This is a genomic window from Lacinutrix salivirga, from assembly GCF_053604675.1.
This window is the reverse complement of record NZ_JBSHNP010000042.1, coordinates 1-20048: the sequence shown is the minus strand read 5'-3', so window position 1 is coordinate 20048 and position 20048 is coordinate 1. Positions and strand designations below refer to the sequence as shown.

Annotated in this window: 19 protein-coding genes; 5 read left to right on the top strand and 14 right to left on the bottom strand. The window is 32.2% G+C overall.

Annotated elements, in window-relative coordinates:
• Positions 1-28: 28 nt before the first annotated feature.
• The 9 genes from ACVC5O_RS01150 to ACVC5O_RS01110 all read right to left on the bottom strand — a co-directional run bounded on the left by ACVC5O_RS01150 (position 29) and on the right by ACVC5O_RS01110 (position 8923).
• Positions 29-529, bottom strand: a complete 501-nt coding sequence (locus ACVC5O_RS01150; protein ID WP_452219625.1) for a hypothetical protein — start codon at positions 527-529, stop codon at positions 29-31.
• Between the two features lie 7 nt (positions 530-536).
• A complete protein-coding gene (locus tag ACVC5O_RS01145) occupies positions 537-1478 on the bottom strand; it encodes a LysR family transcriptional regulator (RefSeq protein ID WP_452219624.1) in 942 nt (313 codons plus the stop codon).
• Between the two features lie 152 nt (positions 1479-1630).
• A complete protein-coding gene (locus ACVC5O_RS01140; protein ID WP_452219623.1) occupies positions 1631-2047 on the bottom strand; it encodes a DUF2141 domain-containing protein in 417 nt (138 codons plus the stop codon).
• A gap of 101 nt (positions 2048-2148) precedes the next feature.
• Positions 2149-3444 (bottom strand): OmpA family protein, encoded by a 1296-nt coding sequence (locus tag ACVC5O_RS01135; protein WP_452219622.1) that lies wholly within the window; start codon positions 3442-3444, stop codon positions 2149-2151.
• A 73-nt stretch (positions 3445-3517) separates the two neighbouring features.
• Positions 3518-4849, bottom strand: coding sequence for a DUF58 domain-containing protein (locus tag ACVC5O_RS01130; protein ID WP_452219621.1), 1332 nt, complete (start codon positions 4847-4849; stop codon positions 3518-3520).
• A gap of 100 nt (positions 4850-4949) precedes the next feature.
• The gene (locus tag ACVC5O_RS01125) at positions 4950-6014 is read right to left on the bottom strand and encodes an AAA family ATPase (protein WP_452219620.1); all 1065 of its coding nucleotides are present in this window, start codon (positions 6012-6014) and stop codon (positions 4950-4952) included.
• A 2-nt stretch (positions 6015-6016) separates the two neighbouring features.
• A complete protein-coding gene (locus ACVC5O_RS01120) occupies positions 6017-7228 on the bottom strand; it encodes a DUF4350 domain-containing protein (protein ID WP_452219619.1) in 1212 nt (403 codons plus the stop codon).
• Positions 7229-7939, bottom strand: coding sequence for a hypothetical protein (locus ACVC5O_RS01115; protein ID WP_452219618.1), 711 nt, complete (start codon positions 7937-7939; stop codon positions 7229-7231).
• Positions 7940-7942: 3 nt separating this feature from the next.
• Positions 7943-8923, bottom strand: a complete 981-nt coding sequence (locus ACVC5O_RS01110; RefSeq protein ID WP_452219617.1) for a stage II sporulation protein M — start codon at positions 8921-8923, stop codon at positions 7943-7945.
• A gap of 78 nt (positions 8924-9001) precedes the next feature.
• On the opposite strand from ACVC5O_RS01110, the gene ACVC5O_RS01105 reads away from it, so the two are divergent.
• Both ACVC5O_RS01105 and ACVC5O_RS01100 read left to right on the top strand, forming a co-directional pair.
• Positions 9002-9727, top strand: a complete 726-nt coding sequence (locus ACVC5O_RS01105; protein ID WP_452219616.1) for an RDD family protein — start codon at positions 9002-9004, stop codon at positions 9725-9727.
• 328 nt (positions 9728-10055) lie between these two features.
• Positions 10056-10661, top strand: a complete 606-nt coding sequence (locus ACVC5O_RS01100; protein WP_452219615.1) for a trimeric intracellular cation channel family protein — start codon at positions 10056-10058, stop codon at positions 10659-10661.
• A gap of 156 nt (positions 10662-10817) precedes the next feature.
• Here ACVC5O_RS01100 and ACVC5O_RS01095 read toward each other — a convergent pair whose 3' ends face one another.
• From ACVC5O_RS01095 to ACVC5O_RS01085, 3 genes are all read right to left on the bottom strand, one after another.
• Positions 10818-11534, bottom strand: coding sequence for a hypothetical protein (locus tag ACVC5O_RS01095; protein ID WP_452219614.1), 717 nt, complete (start codon positions 11532-11534; stop codon positions 10818-10820).
• Between the two features lie 5 nt (positions 11535-11539).
• Complete coding sequence (locus tag ACVC5O_RS01090) at positions 11540-12757, bottom strand: hypothetical protein (protein WP_452219613.1); 1218 nt, start codon at positions 12755-12757, stop codon at positions 11540-11542.
• Between the two features lie 121 nt (positions 12758-12878).
• The gene (locus tag ACVC5O_RS01085) at positions 12879-13580 is read right to left on the bottom strand and encodes a peptidylprolyl isomerase (protein WP_452219612.1); all 702 of its coding nucleotides are present in this window, start codon (positions 13578-13580) and stop codon (positions 12879-12881) included.
• Between the two features lie 2 nt (positions 13581-13582).
• Between ACVC5O_RS01085 and ACVC5O_RS01080 the strand changes: the two genes are divergently transcribed.
• Both ACVC5O_RS01080 and ACVC5O_RS01075 read left to right on the top strand, forming a co-directional pair.
• A complete protein-coding gene (locus ACVC5O_RS01080; protein ID WP_452219611.1) occupies positions 13583-14230 on the top strand; it encodes an NUDIX hydrolase in 648 nt (215 codons plus the stop codon).
• A 44-nt stretch (positions 14231-14274) separates the two neighbouring features.
• Complete coding sequence (locus ACVC5O_RS01075) at positions 14275-15081, top strand: lysophospholipid acyltransferase family protein (protein WP_452219610.1); 807 nt, start codon at positions 14275-14277, stop codon at positions 15079-15081.
• A gap of 551 nt (positions 15082-15632) precedes the next feature.
• Here ACVC5O_RS01075 and ACVC5O_RS01070 read toward each other — a convergent pair.
• Together ACVC5O_RS01070 and ACVC5O_RS01065 are read right to left on the bottom strand one after the other, a co-directional pair.
• Positions 15633-16274, bottom strand: a complete 642-nt coding sequence (locus ACVC5O_RS01070) for a hypothetical protein (RefSeq protein ID WP_452219609.1) — start codon at positions 16272-16274, stop codon at positions 15633-15635.
• A 4-nt stretch (positions 16275-16278) separates the two neighbouring features.
• Positions 16279-16773 (bottom strand): RNA polymerase sigma factor, encoded by a 495-nt coding sequence (locus tag ACVC5O_RS01065; protein ID WP_452219608.1) that lies wholly within the window; start codon positions 16771-16773, stop codon positions 16279-16281.
• A gap of 459 nt (positions 16774-17232) precedes the next feature.
• Between ACVC5O_RS01065 and ACVC5O_RS01060 the strand changes: the two genes are divergently transcribed.
• Positions 17233-19383 (top strand): TonB-dependent receptor, encoded by a 2151-nt coding sequence (locus ACVC5O_RS01060; protein ID WP_452219607.1) that lies wholly within the window; start codon positions 17233-17235, stop codon positions 19381-19383.
• The last annotated feature ends 665 nt before the right edge of the window (positions 19384-20048 follow it).

Sequence of the window (20048 nt, the reverse complement as noted above, 5' to 3'; positions counted from 1 at the left end):
ATAAGTAGGAGTTATTAAACCCTAATTTTTAAACATTTTTTTTATAATGTTGTCCAGTTTTAAAACCAGAAAAAGCAAGTAAAATAAGTAGTACAAGTTGTAATATGTTTATTATAGTAGAAAACATGCTAAAATCATTTTTTTGCGGTAAGTTTTCTGGCTCAATTTCTCCAGCACTTAAAGGTGGATAAATTGTCCAGCCTGAAGTTTGTTGTATTAGTGAGTCTAAAATAGAATTTATATCTGTTAGTATTAAAATAAGCACAATAGTTGCGCTCATAAAAATAATAGAAACAGTTAAGTTCTTAAATTTGTTGACTATTATTCTTATTAAATACACTCCAAAAATAATTAGAGTTGAAATAACACAAGCTAAATGAACATTTGCAATAACTAGATACGTATCGTGTATGTTTATATTAGTAACCGATTTTGGTGTAAACAAATCCACTCCAAAACTTAAACCATTTATAAGCATTACCAATAGGCTCATTCCAATCAACCAAAGCAATTCTTTAAATCTCAACATATAATGATTATTTTTTTGCTAATGGACTTATAATTTCTACATTTTGAAACGCAATTGCTCCTCTAATAATTCCTGAAATTACAGTCTGTAGAGCTTCAATAATTTGCATTTTTAATTCGCTTTTATGGAAAATTAAGCTTACTTCTCTTGCTGGTGAAGGCTCTGTGAAATGTTTGATGTTTTTGGTTTCTTTATCGTGTAAATCTAAGGTGTGCAAATATGGCAAGAGTGTCATTCCTAGTCCTTCATTAGAGAGCTTTATTAGTGTTTCGATGCTTCCGCTTTCTAAATGAAAACGCTCTTCATTATTAAGATTTAGGTTTTTACATAAATTAATAACGCCATCTCTAAAGCAATGTCCATCTTGTAATAACAGCATGTTGTCTATTTCTAAATCTTGTGTTGATATTATTTTTTTGGCTTGTAGCTTATGTCCTTCAGGAATATAAGCAACAAAGGGTTCAAAATACAACACGCGTTCTGTTATAGTCTCATTTTTTAATGGTGTTGCAGCAATTGCAGCATCTAAATGGCCATCGTTTATTTTTTCAATGATATCTTCGGTTGTTAACTCTTCGATAACGAGTTTAACTTTTGGGTATTTTTTGGTAAATTCTTTTAAAAACATTGGTAATAATGTTGGCATAATTGTAGGTATTATACCTAGTCTAAATTCGCCTCCAATAAACCCTTTTTGTTGATCTACAATATCTTGTATTCTTCGGGATTCGTTAACAATATTTTTTGCCTGACTTACAATTTTTTTGCCAACCTCAGTCAATTCAATAGGTTTTTTACTTCTATCAAATATTTGAATGTCTAACTGGTCTTCTAGTTTTTGTATTTGCATGCTTAATGTTGGTTGAGTAACAAAACATTTTTCAGCAGCTTTTGTAAAATTTTGATTTTCGGCAACAGCCAAAACATAGGTTAATTGCGTTATTGTCATCTATATCAATTTAGACTATAAAAATACAAAACCTATCAATAAAACTTATAGTTTAGTGCTATAAATTTTGGTTAAAATTTAATTAAATAAGTAGATAAAAAACGACCTTAACTACCATAATGTAGTTTAAGACCGTTTTTTTAATAGTTTTTTTAGAATCTAATCTTTAAATCCAAATCAGAATTACCAACCTCAAACTTAGCATCTGCATATTGAGGAGGACCAAAACTCATAGAATTATTAGACATTCCGTAGCTTTCTTTTGGCATACTATTAGCATCAAAATCCATTCTGTTATTTTCATTTTCGTCGTGTAATGCCATAATAGCGTAAGTTCCTGCTTTTACATTTTTAAAAGTAACTGTTGCTTTTCCGTCTTCTATTTTTACTTTACTATTCTTAATGCCTTCAGATTTCATAAACGTGTTTTCTGTATGCAATGCAAATACTACTACTCCAGCATCTGACTTTACATTGTCTATTGTTACTGTAATGTTTTGAGCGTTTTCTTGAGAGAAAGTAAAGATTGATGATAATAAAAATACAATTGTTAATGCTAAATTTTTCATAATTGAGTGTGTTTAAGTGTTAATGATGATTCAAATATCTTATAAAACACATTAAAACAATATTCTCAATGACTCAACTGTTCTAAATTTAGGATGAACTGTTATTCGATTAGAAAAATTTCGACTCTACGGTTTTTAGCTCTGCCTTCTTCTGTAGTATTATCAGCAATAGGATTGTCTTGTCCATAGCCTTTGGCTGTTAATCTATCTATAGTCATACCTTTAGAGAGTAAATAATCTCTAACAGCAAGCGCTCTATTTTTGGATAATTCCATATTTGCTGTTGCATCTCCTGTATTATCTGTGTGACCTGCAATATGAAATTTAAGCTTAACCAAAGGTATAATTGTAGCTGCTAATTTGTCTAAAACCACCTTGTCGTTTGCGGTAAGTGTTGCGTTTCCGTTTTCAAATTTTACACCACTAATTTGTGCATTTAATTGTGCTGCTAATTGTTGTTTTAGTTTCTCTCTTTCTGCATTTACTAAAGGGTTTTGAGGTTTAATTTGTTGTTGTGCAATTGGGCAACCTCTATTATTTGCAGGACCTGCTTGCTGTGGACATTTATCTTTACGATCGTCTATACCATCACCATCAAAATCTTTAAAAGGGCAACCATCATCATCTATTTCTCCAGGTTCGTCAGGACACTGGTCGTATTTATCTGGTGTGCCATCTCCATCTCTATCAGGACAACCTCTATAATAAGTAGGACCAAAGGTTTCAGGACATAAATCCTCCGAATCTACAACGCCATCTCCATCGGAATCTGGACAACCATTTGCAGCAATAGTACCAAACAACTCAGGGCAAGCATCATCCTTATCGTTTATACCATCTTTATCTGTATCTACACCTCCAAGACGTAATTTTATACCAAAAGAATGCTGAAAATGTTGTAATCCATACTCCTCAAAAGCATGTTTGTAAACCGATTGTAAATTAAGACCAAAATGAGTGCCAAGCCAAAAATTAACTCCAACTCCTCCATTTACAGTTCCTGCACCAATAGTATCTAACCACGTATAACCTCCACCAATAGTAACGTAAGGATCAACAAATGTTAATCCATTTTTAAAATTATATTTAAACATTCCATCTGCAGAAATGTATGGTAAATTAGCGTCTGTATTCCCAAAATTCTGACCAATATTGTTTAAAGACACTATTGTTTCAAAACTAATTTTGTTTTTTATTTGTCTTCCAAAAGAAACCATTAATCCACCAGCATCCCAATTAAAAGTCTCAAAACGACCTTGATCTCCTGTTTGCATTCGCACAGGATTGCTAATGGCATTGGTTCCAAAGCCAGTTATCCAAGGATTGTTTGCGTTTTGTGCGTAAGAGAAAGTACTTATAGAGAGAAGAATAACAAGTAATGGAATGATATGTTTCATTTTTTGAATTTTAATTAATAGCGCCTACAAGATAACTAAAAATTAGATTTCTTTAAATGAAGAATTAGTATAATTACAATAAACCTCTTGCTTTAATTTCTAAATAGGTGTTAATTGTATTAATAGTAAGGTTTTCTGGAGTGGTTAGGATAGAATAAATTCCGTATTTTTTAAGTTCGTTTACAATTAGGCGCTTCTCGAAAGCAAATTTTTCTGCAATTACTTTATCGTAAACTTGTTGTACCGTTTCCGCTTTATCTTTAATAATTGTATCTAGCTCAGTATTTTTAAAAAATATTACAACTACTAAATGACTTTTTGCCATTGCTTTTAAATAGGGTAATTGTCTGTTTAAGCCATCTAAAGTTTCAAAATTAGTATAGAGTAAAATTAAACTTCTATGTGTGATATGGCGTTTTATTTGGGTGTATAATCTACTAAAATCACTTTCAAAAAAATCGGTTTTAACATTATAAAGTGATTCTAAAATTAAACGCATTTGCGAGCTTCGTCGTTCTGCACGTATTATGTTTTCTGTTTTTTTAGAAAAGGCCAACATTCCTGCTTTATCGTGTTTTTTTAAAGCAACACTGCTAATTACTAAGGTAGCATTTATGGCATAATCTAAAAGCGATAAGCCTTCAAAAGGCATTTTCATAATCCTACCTTTATCTATAATAGAATAAATAGGTTGTGATTTTTCGTCTTGAAACTGATTAACCATTAAACTATTTGATTTCGCAGTAGCTTTCCAGTTTATAGTTCGTAAATCGTCGCCAAGCACATAGTTTTTAATTTGCTCAAATTCCATGGTGTGTCCTAATCTGCGTACTTTTTTAAGGCCATATTCCATAGCATTTTGATTAATGTTAAGTAACTCAAACTTTTTAAGTTGCTTAAAACTTGGATACGTTGGCACCATGGCATCACTATTAAACGTAAAGCGTTTTGCAACCAAGCCTAATATGGATTTTGCATAGATATTTAAGCTGCCAAAATGGTATTCTCCTCGAGCAGTTGGTCTTAAATCATATTTTATACTATCGGAAGTTTTAGACTCTAAGTGTCTTTTTATTTTAAAATCTCTCACCTGAAATTGCTCTGGTATTTCGTCTATAATCTCTAAATAAATATGAAACGGATAGTGGTTGTTTATATTTAAATACACCTGATTTAAATCGCCATTCGAAAATTTTTCAGGTAAAATACGTTGAGCTTCAATTTTATTTTTTCCGAAGAAAACAATCATAAAATCGAGTAAAAAGAACAGCAAAATCACTAAAATTGAAACTTGCGCAATATTAAATAATACTGGCACAAAGTAGCTTAAAGCAAATAGTAATACAACGCCAATTCCTGCATAGAAAAAGCGTGGTTGTATATAAAATGGTTTAAAAAAGTTCAAATTTTAGTAAATAGTTAAAATTAAAAATTGTTCTCGATATATGCTGTTCGTGCTTCACAAAACACTCGAACTAACGGTTATGTGTTAATATACTGTTTGTTTATCTCGGAATTTCTACAGTTTCAATAATTTGTTTAATAATATCTTTACTGGTAATGCCTTCCATTTCGCGTTCTGGAGTGACTATAACTCTGTGATGTAATACAGGAATTGCAGCACGTTTAATATCTTCTGGTGTTACAAAATCACGACCAGTCATGGCTGCAAATGCTTTACTGGCTTTAAGGATGGCAATCGAGGCTCTTGGTGAAGCACCTAAATATAAAAACTGATTGTTTCTGGTCGCTACAATTAATTCTGCTATGTATTTAAGTAAGTGCTCTTCAACAATAATCTGACTTACTAAAAGTTGGTAGTCTGCAATTTGTTTGGCTGTTAAAAAGGCAGTTATAGCGTCTGTTTTTACGTTGTCTTTTAAAGCGTGTTCTCTGGTTAAAATTTCAATTTCTTCGGTTACATTTGGGTAATCCACATCAATTTTAAACAAAAAACGGTCTAATTGCGCTTCTGGTAATCTATACGTTCCTTCTTGTTCTACTGGATTTTGTGTGGCTAATACCATAAATGGAGACTCTAAAGGGTATTTTGTACCATCTATAGTTATTTGTTGCTCTTCCATAACCTCAAACAATGCGGCTTGCGTTTTTGCAGGTGCTCTGTTAATTTCATCAATAAGAATCATATTAGAGAAAATAGGTCCTTTTTTAAAGTCGAATTCAGAGTTTTTTAAATTAAAAACCGAAGTTCCTAAAATATCACTTGGCATTAAATCTGGTGTAAATTGAATACGGCTAAAATGAACACTCAATGACTTTGCAAGTAGTTTAGCAGTAATGGTTTTTGCAACGCCAGGCACACCTTCTATTAGCGAGTGACCTTTTGCTAATAGCGAAGCAATAAGCATATCTACCATGTCTTTTTGGCCAACAATAACTTTACCAACTTCTTGCTTAATTTGTTGTACACTACGTTGTAACTCCGATAAATCTAAACGGTTTTCAAACTGTAAATTATTCGTGTTTCCTGTAGTTGTGTTTTCACTATTTGTAGTTTCTGAGTCTGGCAAATAGTTTGTATGATTTTGTGGTTCTTGAGATTCTTCCATAATTATTTTGAGTAAAAGGCTTCGATGTAGCGGTTTAATTTAATTAAATTGTCTTCAAAAAATTCATTTTTAGTGCGTAACCAATTAATATGGTTTATTAATGGTTTTACAACGTCTTCTTTTTTACCAGATTTTGAGACGAGTCGTTTTATAAACTGTTCGTCTAAAACTGACGTATCCATATTAAAATCGGTTCGTATTTTTTCTAAAAAGTAAACAATTTTTTTGTCAATAAGGTTTTTATGGTCTTGTGTTTCAAAGTATAAATTTGATATTGTTTTTACAAAAGCAACGGTTGTGTTTTGTAATGGTTTTATCACTTTTATTATGCGTTGTCTTCGTTTGGCATTAAAAATCATAAAAATAAATGTGAGTAATAATGCAGTGTACCAAGCCCATTTAAAAGCTCTTTGCTGTAAAAACCAACTGAGATTAGATTTTTGCTCCACATCTCCACTGTACGACGAATATATTTTTGAATAGGAATCAAAATAAATATCTTCCTTAGGTAAATAGGAGAGTACACCTTCGGTATATGTATAACGGTCTTCTTTTAAAAGATGATAATTTGTAAAGGCTTTTGGCTCTGTGTGCATATAAATATAGCCTTTACCAAATGGGATTTCTATAAAATTAGGATAGTCTTCGTTATTTTGCGCATAGCCTAAAATAGTAGCTGCAGAATCTTCTAAATCTATAAAATAATTATCGCCTTCACTTTTATCTATAGTGATGTTTTTATCTTTTAATCGCGAATAGTTAAATGCTAAATGCGATAGGCTATCGACGCCATTTTCAATATATTCTGTATTAATAGTTAAGGTATCTACTAAGGCTTCAGGGAAATAATAATCCGATATAAAAAAGGTGTTTCCGTTTTCTACGAACTTCAATATTTCGTCTATTGAGGCATCGTACATATAATCGGAATTGCCAATAATCATAAATGTGCCTTTTGCCACGTGGTCTGCATAACCCTCTTCAGAATGTGCAATAAAGTAGCTAGAAGGTGTGTGGTAAACAGTCCTTAATTTTTGGTCTTTAAATAGCTTAGGTAGCTCGTTATAAAAAATGCTTAAGCCATAAGGCTTGGTGCTTTTTTCGTTAAAAGATTCTTCCCAATCTACAGTTCTATCTCTGTTTGTTTTGGTGCTAAAGGCAATAATTGCAATAATAGCAATAAGGACGAGGAGTATTGGTAACGCTTTTTTCATCTATTTAATTTGATTTAAAAGTGCTACAAATTGAGATTTCGCATTGTCGTATTGCGAACTGTCCAAAGGGAATTCTCCATACCAAATATAATTGTAGAGGTAGGAAATATATTCGAATTTTTTGCTGAAGGGTTTCTCGGTTAATTCTAATAAATAGTCTGCATTCGTCTTATCGTCTTCAAATTTTATATGGTTTTTTACGCTTAACGATTTTAATACTAAAAGGTAATAATAGCGTGTTGCTAGTCTGTAATCGTTATTGTTTTCAGCTGAAGCAATAAGAGATTTAATATCAGCATGTTCAATATTTTCGGCAGTAATACCTTCAAAATTTTCAATCTTTTTATTCCCTCTGGAAGTAAATAAACCAGAACTACCATCATTTAATAAAATATAGCCTAAGTAAATAACTGCTGCAATAAGGAGCAAATAAAAGAGCCACGTAAACGGACCAAAATTAATGGTAACCGAATCGTTATTTCTATCGCTTTGCTCTTTTACTTTTGGCTTGCCATCTTTATAATCTTCAATCTCACCTTCACCAATTGGCGTTTCTCCAACTACCTTTTTGCCTTCGTAATTGTATTTATCATTATCGTATCTGGATTTAAAATCTTCGTCAAACTGAAGCTCTTGTTCAGGCGATTGCGCAAAAGTACACACCACAAAAAACAAGAGAAAAAGGTTAATAAATAGACGAGGTAGATTCATGTATTACTTTATAGGTAGTGGGTTTTGGGTGATTTCTTTTTGGACCTTAAAAGGGTAAATTAAGTAGTAATAACTAATAACGCTCAAAGTAATAAGTATAATGCCAACCGATAACCAATTTGGCATACTGTTAGAATAGCGTGTTACAAAACCTTCTAAAAAGCCAGCGAAAAACGTAAACGGAAACGTACTAATTAATATTTTAATTCCTGTTTTTGCACCATTTTTAAATGAGGTGTAGCGAGAGTGTGTGCCTGGAAACAAAATACTTGCTCCAAGTATTAAACCAGCAGCAGCCTCGATTACAATGGCAAAAATTTCCATAGAACCATGAATCCAGATGCCACGAACACTTTCCCAAAATACGTCTTTTTCGTAAAAAAAGTATTGAAAAGAGCCTAGCATGATGCAGTTTTTAAACATGACGTAAATAGTACCAATGCCACCAAAAACACCAAGAACAAAGGCTATAACACCAACACGAAGGTTATTAACTGTAATACCAATAAAACTTCCCCAATTACTTCCGCTTTTATAAACTGCAACAGGATCTCCTGCTTCAATATTCTCTAAAGTCATGTTTACATAATCGTTTCCCATAACAGAGCGCACAAATTCGCCATCGTTTGCAGCAGAAATAACTCCAATAGACGTAAACAGCGCAAAAATTACAAACGCGACGTATATAAATTTTCGGTATTGGTAACAGAGTAGAGGGACTTCGGTTTTCCAAAAACTATAGAGCCTGTTAGTGTCTTCTCGTTTGGTTTTATAAATTTTTTGATAGCCTTTTGCTGCTAATTGGTTAAGGTATAAAATCACCTTACTTTTTGGGTAATACGTCTGTGCATAAGCCAAATCGTTAATAAGATGAATGTATTGCGAAGCCAGTTCGTCTGGATCGCTAAAGTCATTATTAAAAATGGCGTTTTCAAAACTCAACCATTTTTCCTTATTTTGCTTGATAAATGCAACTTCTCTCATATATTTGACAACAGAATTTTGAAAAGAAGCAAATTAAATATTTTATGGTTCTATTCAAACACTAAATAAAAAGAGAAAATGTCAGAGTTACAAATTAACACTACTCAAAATGTAAAAATAAAATTCGAGGCTTCTGGAGTTGGCGAAAGACTATTGGCATTTATTATAGATACAGCTATAAAGATTGGTTATATGATTTTAGCGAATCAAATTTTTGGTGCTTTTGAGGATCTTAGTGATATGGACCAATGGTCGCAAATTGCAATTAATACCATTTTAGGCTTACCAGTTATGTTTTACACTTTAGCTTTAGAGTCGCTTTTAGATGGACAAACATTAGGTAAAAAAATAATGAAAATACGTGTGGTGAAGCTAGATGGTTACCAATCGTCATTTTCGGATTATGTAGTACGTTGGTTTTTTAGGATTGTAGATATTTATATATTCGGACTCGCCTTTTTTGTGATTGCATTTAGTAAAAAATCGCAACGTTTAGGTGATATGGCTGCAGGAACTGCAGTGATTTCTTTAAAAGATAAAGTAAATATTAGTCATACTATTTTAGAAAATTTAAAAGAAGACTATAAACCAATGTATCCAAATGTGATAAAATTATCAGATAATGATGCACGTATAATTAAAGAAACTTTTAACAATGCACGTAGTGCAAAAGATTACACGACGTTAATAAAGTTGCGAAGTAAGATTTTAGAAGTTACAGATATAAAGAGTAAGCATAATAACGATATGGAGTTTATAGATACTGTGTTAAAAGATTATAATTTTTATACTCAGAGTATGTAAGCAGAGAACCACATTTTGCCAAAGCAAAATGTGTGTGAATCGCTTATGCTGAGCGCAGTCGAAGTATCTTGGAGAACCACATTTTGCCAAAGCAAAATGTGAGTGAATCGCTTATGCTGAGCGCAGACGAAGTATCTCAGAGAACCACATTTTGCCAAAGCAAAAAGTGTGTGAATCGCTTATCTCAAATTTTTTTTTTGGGATTTCATAAACTGCTTTAAGCAAAGCACAAAACGTTTAGTTTTTTAAAAAGAGTGAAACGTTTTTATAAAACAACAAAAACTAGGTTAAGCGCAGTCGAAACCTATAAAAAATAGAAAAATAGTACATGTTTTACATCATAGATATTTTAGGAACCATAGCCTTTTCCATTTCTGGAGTATTAGTGGCTTTAAGTAAACGAATGGATCCCTTTGGAATATTAATTATTGCTTTTGTAACAGCAGTTGGAGGAGGTACATTAAGAGATGTGCTAATTGGCGAAACACCTGTAAGTTGGATGAAAGACATGACCTTTGTTTACGTGGTGTTGGCCTCAACTATTTTAGCAGTTTTGTTTAAATCGAAAATAGATTACTTGCGTAAATCACTGTTTTTGTTTGATACAATTGGAATAGGATTATACACAGTAGTAGGTGTGGAGAAAGGGATTTCTGCAGGACTACATCCTATTATTTGTATTGCTTTAGGTACTATGTCTGCGTGTTTTGGAGGTGTGATACGCGATATTTTATGTAATGAAATTCCTGTAATTTTTAGAAAAGAAATTTATGCCACAGCCTGTATTTTAGGCGGAATCGCATACTTTATTATAAAACGCTTACCATTAGAAGGGAATTTTGTGTTTATAATTGCTGGTTTAGTGGTTATTGTTACTCGTATTTTAGCTGTGAAGTTTAAGTTGCGTTTGCCTACTTTGTATAAAAAGGATTAGAGGTTTTTGAGAGGTTTGTTTAACGTATTCGTATAAGAAACGTAGCAGATTTTATGCACTAACTTTTTTTGTTTTTTATAAAAATAGCAGAAAAGAAGTAAACTTTAAGTTTGTTTCTTTTCTGCTATTATGTATTAAGTTTTTTGTTACTAATATTTATAATTTATCAATTTTATAATCTATATCTCCTATTATCTCGGTGTTCTCATGTAGTAGCTTACCTTTATGAAAAAATGCCTTACTAATCGATGTTTGAAAATCTTTTGAAAACTCATATGGAACTTCAAAATCTTTTAATTTTGTTAAATTAAATCTGAATGGTATGAAACTTGCATCTAAAAATTCTTCTTTAATCAAATTTTCTATTTTTAAAAATAGTTCTCCATACTTTTTTTTAATTGGAGAAACAATTATCGTATTAATACCATAACCAGTAGTGTTTATTGAAAAATCATGTTCATAGGATGTGTATTTATCCGAATAAATAATTTGAATAGAATAAAAATTATTTATAAGACTAACAAAGAATTGTAATTCAGTGCTAAATCTTAAATTATCAGATTGATTTAAAATAATCCTACCTCCATAATTTGGTACTAGACCATAAGTAGCATCTAGAGTTTGATAATTTATTTCTTGTGATATTTTTTTCAAAAACCCGTTTGTCCAATATAATTTTAAGTGTTCATTATTTTCTATTTTATCTTTTATATTTCTACTCAAATTTTTTTGACCTATATATGATTTGTATTTATCGTCAGATGATTTTATTCCAACAGGATAATATAAGTTTAAATAAAAATGCAAATTTGGATAATCTTGCTTTAGGTCATAATTAGTAATTATTTCGTGTTTTTGATAGTCGTAATTCATTATATTTATGGACAATAAGATGCTTGTGTTGTTGGGATAGAGCCTGAACAAGAATTACTTGAAGCTATTGAACCAGCACCTAAAACCTGTAAATTAGCATTTAAAAAACCTAATAGATGTGTTTTTAGTTGCTCAGGTGTTGGAGCAGTAATTGTATATGTGGCATTTAAATATGTATAAGTTTGTGACATAGCTTCATTCCAAGCACTATTAAATAATGCAGAAGCATGTGCTGGTATTGTGTTTGTAATTGTTATACATAAAGGAGATGAAAATTCGGCATCTATTCCAAGATATCCTTTACGTATGCTCATTCCTAAACCCGAAATATTAGCTACTGTAGCATTACCTACACTTGTAAAAGCATAGCTACCACATAATAAATTTCTTTGTTGTGTCACATCTTCTATCCATCCATCAACAACTTCTTCATCATCATGATTATCAGTATTAGCACCACCATGAGGACTATCAAAATGATTATGGTAAGTATTATCTTCAGCATCAAAAGGCATACCTTGATATTCATCGTTTGGAGGTATATAAACCCATTCTAACGTTGTTCCTGCTTCAGTTGTATGAGAATAATATAGAGTAGAGCCTCCACCTGAATTACTATACCAATCAATTTGATGTTTTACAGGAACCAACATCCAACAACCATTGCAATGGGTTCCTCCAATAGCTGGAGCTTTAGATAAATTAGTGATATTATCAAAACTATTAATTGAAATTTCTTCAATAATTTTACCTTTACTGTAAACTTTTATTAAAGTGTTTTCTCCATTTAAGTTATAATGATATATAGTCCCTGTAAATTCATTAGTAGAGTAATAACTTAAATTATTATTATTAATTTTATCTTTATTTGTCGAAAACTTGATAATTTCAAAAGACCATTCATTAAGGTCGTTTTTTGAAGCCAAGATATTATATTTACTATACTTTTCAATAGTATTACGGACTTTAAAATGTGAATTAAATTCATAAGTGATTAATTCATTTTTAGAATTGAATTTTGAATTAAAATTGTCCCAATCAATTATTAGGTTATTTTTAATGAAAATATCGTCAAAATTTTCTAGTGTAAAATTATTTTGTAATTGTTCTATCTCGGTCAATTCAATTTTATCTACATCTTCTTTAGAGCAATTAGTTGTGAATATAGAGATACCAAATACTAGTATTCCAATTTTTATTAGATTTTTAAATTTTTGTTTCATTTCAATTGATATTTAATATTATTAGTTTTGTGTAAAGATATAGAGTTTTTTTTACTCATGAAATACGTAGAACTACGTATATTTCTAGGTTTAAATACAAACCCAATAGCCTAGACAAAGCCTACTCAATAATCTCCACCTTTTTAATATACACATTATGTAAAGGCCATTGTGCACCATCGGTTTCTTGTGCATTAATTTCATCTACAACATCCATCCCTTTGGTCACACGACCAAAAATGGTATAGTCACCATCCAAATGGTAAGCGTCTTTTTGTACTATAAAAAACTCGTAAGGCGAAGCCAGTTGATGTGGATTATCAATGTCGCTACTTGGCATAGAAATTACACCTCTATGATGCTTGTAGCCACGTTTGGTGTCTGGAGGCAAGAGGTAACGACCAATTTTTATACGTCGTCTAGCAATTTCTATATCGTCTGTGTTTCCGCCTTGAATAATAAAGTTTTTTACCACTCTATGAAATTGTGTGCCATCAAAAGCGCCTTCTTTGGTTAAAAACACAAAATTTGCTCTGTGGAATTTTGTGTTGTTAAACAGTTTAATTTCAATATCTCCATAAGCAGTAACTATTCGTGCTCTGGTTTCTTTGTTCTCTTTTTCGTATTCTAAAAAGAAATCCATTGCAGTTTCGCTAGTAAGTTGTACAAAGGCTGTTGAGTCTGTTACAACAGAATCTTTTTCGACAGTTTTAAGCGTGTCTATAGTTTCAATTTTAGGATTCGTATTTGTTTTTTGTTTGGTTTGTTTATCTTCACAATTCAGAAGAAAAATAAAAGCAATAAAGAGTAAGTAGCGCAACATATATGAATTTCGATATTTTTTTAGAATCTGTTTCAAAAATAGAAAAAATGCCGCTTCCAGGCGAAGACTCTCAGTTTAAAATGTCTCCTCCTTACAGGAAAGAATTACAAAACAAAAATAAAGCGATTATTAAAAACGCTAAGCAATCTGCTGTATTGGCTTTGTTTTATCCTGATGCTGAAAACGTTACCAAGCTTATTTTAATTTTAAGAAAAACCTATAAAGGTGTCCATTCTGCACAAATAGGATTTCCTGGTGGTAAAGTAGAACCAGAAGATAAAACCCTTAAAGACACAGCCATTAGAGAAACTAATGAAGAGGTTGGTGTAGATGGTAAAACGGTTAAAGTACTTAAAGAATTAACGCAAATTTATATTCCGCCAAGTAATTATTATGTGCAACCCTTTATTGGAGTCACTAAAACCACACCAAAATTTATCCGACAAGAAACCGAAGTAGAAGCTTTGGTAGAAGTAAAGTTAGAGCATTTGCTAAACGATGAGTTTGTAGTAACTAAAACAGTATCAACTAGCTATAATGTAACTGTAGATGTGCCAGCAATACAATTAAATGGACATTTAGTTTGGGGAGCAACAGCAATGATGCTTAGTGAAGTAAAAGACTTGTTAAACTCCGTTTTAAAACAGTAGTAATTACTTACCTTTGTTACTCCTAAACACTATAAAAACTAATTATGGGATTATTTAAAAAAAATCCTTTCGGACATATATTATGGGTTAAAAAATGGCTCATCAGAATCTTAGGTGTACTGTCTCACAGACGCTTTAGAGGGTTTAACGAACTACAAATTGAGGGTTCGGAAATTATTAAAAGCTTGCCAGACACTAATGTTTTATTTATCTCTAACCACCAAACTTATTTTGCAGATGTGGTTGCCATGTTCCATGTATTTAATGCCTCGTTAAGTGGTAGAGAAGACTCTATTAAAAATGTTGGGTATTTATGGAATCCAAAATTAAATATGTATTACGTTGCTGCCAAGGAAACTATGCGCTCTGGATTGTTACCTAAAATTATGGCTTATGTTGGTTCTATTAGTATTGAGCGTACGTGGAGAAGCGAAGGTAAGGATGTGAACAGACAAGTTAAAATGAGTGATATTTCGGCAATAAGTAAAGCCTTGGACGATGGTTGGGTGATTACATTTCCGCAAGGCACAACTACACCATTTAAGCCTATTAGAAAAGGAACAGCACATATTATAAAACGCTACAAACCAGTAGTAGTACCTATTGTTATCGATGGTTTTAGACGTAGTTTTGATAAAAAAGGTTTACGTGTTAAAAAGAAAAACGTTTACCAATCTTTTGAGATTAAACAGCCTTTAGAGATTGATTACGATAATGAGAGCATTGCAGATATTGTAGAAAAAATTGAATATGCAATAGAGCAGCATCCTTCATTTTTAAAAGTGATTTCTCAAGAAGATCTTGCCGAACAGGAAGCACTTAATAAACAACGCGAGTGGTTGGAGAGTTAGGTTTTGTGTTCAGTATTCAGTGTTCAGTATTCAGTAATCAGTTATCAGTTATCAGTAATCAGTAATCAGTGATCAGTTATCAGTGATCAGTTATCAATAAACATTTATCAATAAACAGTTTTGAGTAATCACACCACGTCAGTTCGAGTGATGCGACCTTAGTAGCATTGTATCGAGAACCTTTTTAAGAGTAAAAAACACTATTTTATTATTTAGACTTCTCAATACAATTTGTTCGTGTCCTCACAAATCACTCGAAGTGACATTACGGAAATAAGACGTGAGATATTAATAATAAGTTTTGAGTAATCACACCACGTCAGTTCGAGTGATGCGACCTTAGGAGCATTGTATCGAGAACAGTTAAGAGTAAAAAACGCTATTATACTATTGTAATACAGCTTCTCAATACAATTTTCTCATGCCTCACAAATCACTCGAAGTGACGTTGCGGAAGTATAAAGTTGTATTGAGTTTTGAGAAACCACACCACGTCAGTTCGAGTGCTTCGACGCTAGGAGAACTGTATCGAGAACAGTTAAGGGTAAAAACTAAACCTCTAACTTGCTCAACTCTTTATAGTTGCGGTTTAAGCGCTTTAATAATATACCATAAATTAACCAGTAGAATAATAACAACACACCAACAGCAATTGCAAGCATTATAACAGTGGCTATAATCATTCCTGCATAAAACTTAAACAACTCACCATTAGCAGTCGCTTTTTCAATAATCGTAGTAGTTTTAGGATCGTGACTCATAAAATAAGGCAACAACACCAAAACACTCACTACAATAGTTGCTAAATTAAAGCCAACATATTGCTTAACAGTACGTCTGGTTTTTAAAATATTTTCCATTAGCGTATTCACATTGTCTGTAGTGTTTATGGTTCTGTAATTAACATAAAACCTATAAAAAAAGTACGCTAAAATAGCATACGATAGTACAGAAAGTACAATAAAAATGGTACTAGACTCTAAAGTTGCCATTTTCTCGTTCATGCCTGTAAACTTAAAACTAAAGGAAATAATAAGCCAAAATGCAAACTCTAACAAGCTAATAATAAAAATCCATTTCACAATCGAAGACGATTTTTTTAAAATCATCTTATAAATCTCGTTATAGCTCAATTTAGGATACTCTTTGTTATCCTTCTGCCAATCTTTTTTTAATAAATCTAATTCATCCATACGGTTACGGATTTAAAATGGTTCTTAATTTTGTTTTCACTCTATTCATTTTCACTCTAGCATTCACCTCACTAATACCCAAGGTTTCACTAATTTCTCTATAGTTTTTGTCCTCTAAATACAAAAACACCAACGCTTTTTCAATATCGTTTAATTGGTGTACAGCTTTATATAATAATTTAAGCTGCTGTTCCTCTGTATCGTCATAATCCTCTGCACTAATTTTAAATTGTACAGTATCAAATTCTTGTGTTTTAACACGTCTTTTCGATTTTCTATAGAGTGTAATAGCTGTGTTTAATCCTACTCGATACATCCAAGTACTAAACTTTGAGTCACCACGAAATTTTGGGTAAGCTCTCCATAATTGTATCGTTATTTCCTGAAACAAATCATTATGCGCATCATAAGTATTGGTATATAATCTACATACCTTATGCACTATGTTTTGGTGTTTCTCCAACAACTCCACAAAATTATGTTCTAGTTCTTTATTCAAATGTATTTGGTTAGGTTATAAAGTTAGTAGTTTAAAAACCTTAAGTGTTACACCTATTTCAAATTATTTTTTTGGCGTTCCCTTTTACACCTTGTGTTTGCGCTTTTTAGGCGCAAACACAAGGTGTAAAACGTCAGGCTTTCGCAAGTCGCTCTCTGCGAGGAGCTTCAACAATTGCTCAATCCTTAACGCGCTTTCTAACAATGATTTTGCTTAAATATAGTGTTGAAATTTCTGTTTTAAAATGGGATTTAGAAATTTGATTATAAGCCACTTAACCCTTCGGTGTAACTAAAATCTATTGCTGTTTTATGTTGCTTTTCTTAGTGCAATAAAAGTAAATAAACAGTAAATGTATCTAAAACATTTCATCATAAAAAAATAACAGTTCAGACAGTATCAATTTAAAAAACAATGCTGTTAGAGCATCTTTGGACTATCAAACAAAAACCGATAGTTATGAAACTCATGTATGCACTTTTCTTTTTAATCACTTTTCAAGTTATAGCACAAACCACAATAAATGGTAACGTGTTAGACAGTAACAATCTTCCAATAGAAGGTGCAAATGTGTATTTAGAAGGCACTTACGATGGTAATACCACAAATGCCAATGGAATATTTTCCTTTACAACAGAAGCTACAGGAACACAAACTCTAGTCATTTCGTTTATTTCTTTCGAGACGCAAATGCTAGCCAGCGATGTCACTACATTAAATAACTTAAGCATTCAATTGCAAGAAGACGTTAACACACTAGATGCTGTAGTTATTTCCGCAGGTACTTTTGAAGCTGGAGACAATAGTAAAATTTCGGTTTTAAAGCCATTAGATGTGGTTACAACAGCAAGTGCCTTAGGCGATTTTGTTGGTGCATTGCAAACCTTACCTGGAACCTCTACAGTATCTGAAGATGGACGACTGTTTGTGCGAGGAGGCGAAGCCGAAGAAACACAAATATTTATAGATGGTATTCGTGTGTTTTCGCCTTACACACCAACAACCAATAATGCACCAACACGAGGTCGTTATTCGCCTTTCTTATTCGATGGGATTACCTTTTCTACAGGAGGTTACTCTGCCGAGTATGGCCAAGCACTCTCTAGTGTATTGCTTTTAAATACAGTAGATGAGCCAGACCAAGAGAAAACCGAAATTGGGATTATGAGTGTTGGTGCTACTTTAGGCAACACACAAATTTGGGGAAATAACTCGCTTAGTGTCAATGCATCGTATATTAATTTGGCACCTTACGTCGCCTTGTTTCCTGATAGAAACGATTGGAAAAAACCTTTTGAAACTTTGTCTGGCGAAACGGTATTTAGACATAAAACACCAAACGGACTTATAAAACTGTATAGTGCATTCGATACTACAAATTTTGAGCTTACTCAAGACGATATTAATCTTACAGACGGTTTACAATTTAAACTTAAAAACAAAAACGGCTATTTTAATGGCTCTTACTTTGGTATGCTAAACGATTCTTGGACGCTTTCTGGTGGATTAAGTTATACGCTAAGCGATAATAAAATAGGAGTAGAAACACGAGATATTAACGATACTGAAAACTCAATACACGCGAAAGTAAAATTAAAAAAACGTTTTAATAGCAAAATTCGATTACAGTTTGGAGCAGAGTATTTTATAACCGATTTTAAAGAGCAGTATCAAGACGAGTTTACACCACAATTAGAGTATGGTTTTAAAAACAACTTAGCAGCTGTTTTTACCGAAACTGATGTGTTTTTCTCCAAAAAGCTAGCCTTAAAAGTCGGTTTACGAGCATCGCATAGTGCCTTGTTTAAAGAGAGCTTTGTATCTCCAAGAGTATCTTTAGCGTATAAAACAGGTAGTAAAAGCCAGATGTCTTTAGCGTATGGCGATTTTTACCAACAGCCAAACAGTAATATTTTAAAATTTACTCAAAATGTAAATCCACAACACGCTAAGCATTACATATTAAATTATCAATATAACGACGATGGAAAAATATTTAGAGCAGAAACTTATTATAAAGATTACAATAATCTTGTAAAATATAATAACGAATTCCCTCAGTTTGATAGCACATTTAATAACTCTGGATCTGGTTATGCAACAGGATTAGATGTGTTTTGGAGAGATAGCAAAAGCATAAAAAATGTAGATTACTGGGTGAGTTATTCGTTTTTAGATACTGAGCGCGATTTTAAAAACTATCCCAATGCGGCACAACCTCCTTTTTCTAATGCACATAATCTAAATATAGTAGGTAAATATTGGATAGACAAATGGAGAAGTCAAGTGGGAATGAGTTATGGTTTTGCTTCAGGACGTACGTACACAAATCCGAACAAAACTGGTTTTTTAAACGCTAAAACTAAAAGCTTTAATTCACTGAGTTTAAATTGGGCCTATTTAATTAGTCAGCAAAAAATACTGTACGCTTCAGTAAACAACGTGTTAGGATTTAAAAACATTAATGGTTACCAATATAGCAATACACCAGATGTAAATAATAATTTTGCACGTCGTGCTTTACAACCAGCAGCAGATCAATTTTTCTTTGTAGGTTTCTTTTGGACTATTAGCGAAAAAGGGACTGATAACCAGTTGGATAATCTTTAATTCCTGCGTAGGCAGGAATCTCACTAATTAGAGATATTATTTCTTGTATTAATAGTGTTTTTAATTTTTAAACTACTAAAGGAAATTAGGTGTTAGAATGAGATTTATTTTCTTGTTTTAAAGGCTTCTCGATACAATTTGTTCATGCTTCACAAATCACTCGAAGTGACGAAGCGGAAGTAAGACGTGTAATATTGATATTAAGTTTTGAGTAATCACTTTACGTCAGTTCGAGTGCTTCGACGCTAGGAGAAGAGTTTCGAGAACAATTATGAGTGATTGTTATTTTTAAGCTTCTCGATATAATTTGTTCATGCTTCACAAATCACTCGAAGTGACGATGCGGAAATAAGAGGTGAAATATTGATATTAAGTTTTGAGTAATCACTTTACGTCAGTTCGAGTGCTTCGACGCTAGGAGGAGTGTATCGAGAACAATTATGAGTGATTATTATTTTTAAGCTTCTCGATACAATTTGTTCATGCTTCACAAATCACTCGAAGTGACGATGCGGAATTATAATGTGTAATATTGATATTAAGTTTTGAGTAATCACTTTACGTCAGTTCGAGTGCTTCGACGTTAGGAGAAGTGTATCGAGAACAATTATGAGTGATTATTATTTTTAAGCTTCTCGATACAATTTGCTCATGCTTCACAAATC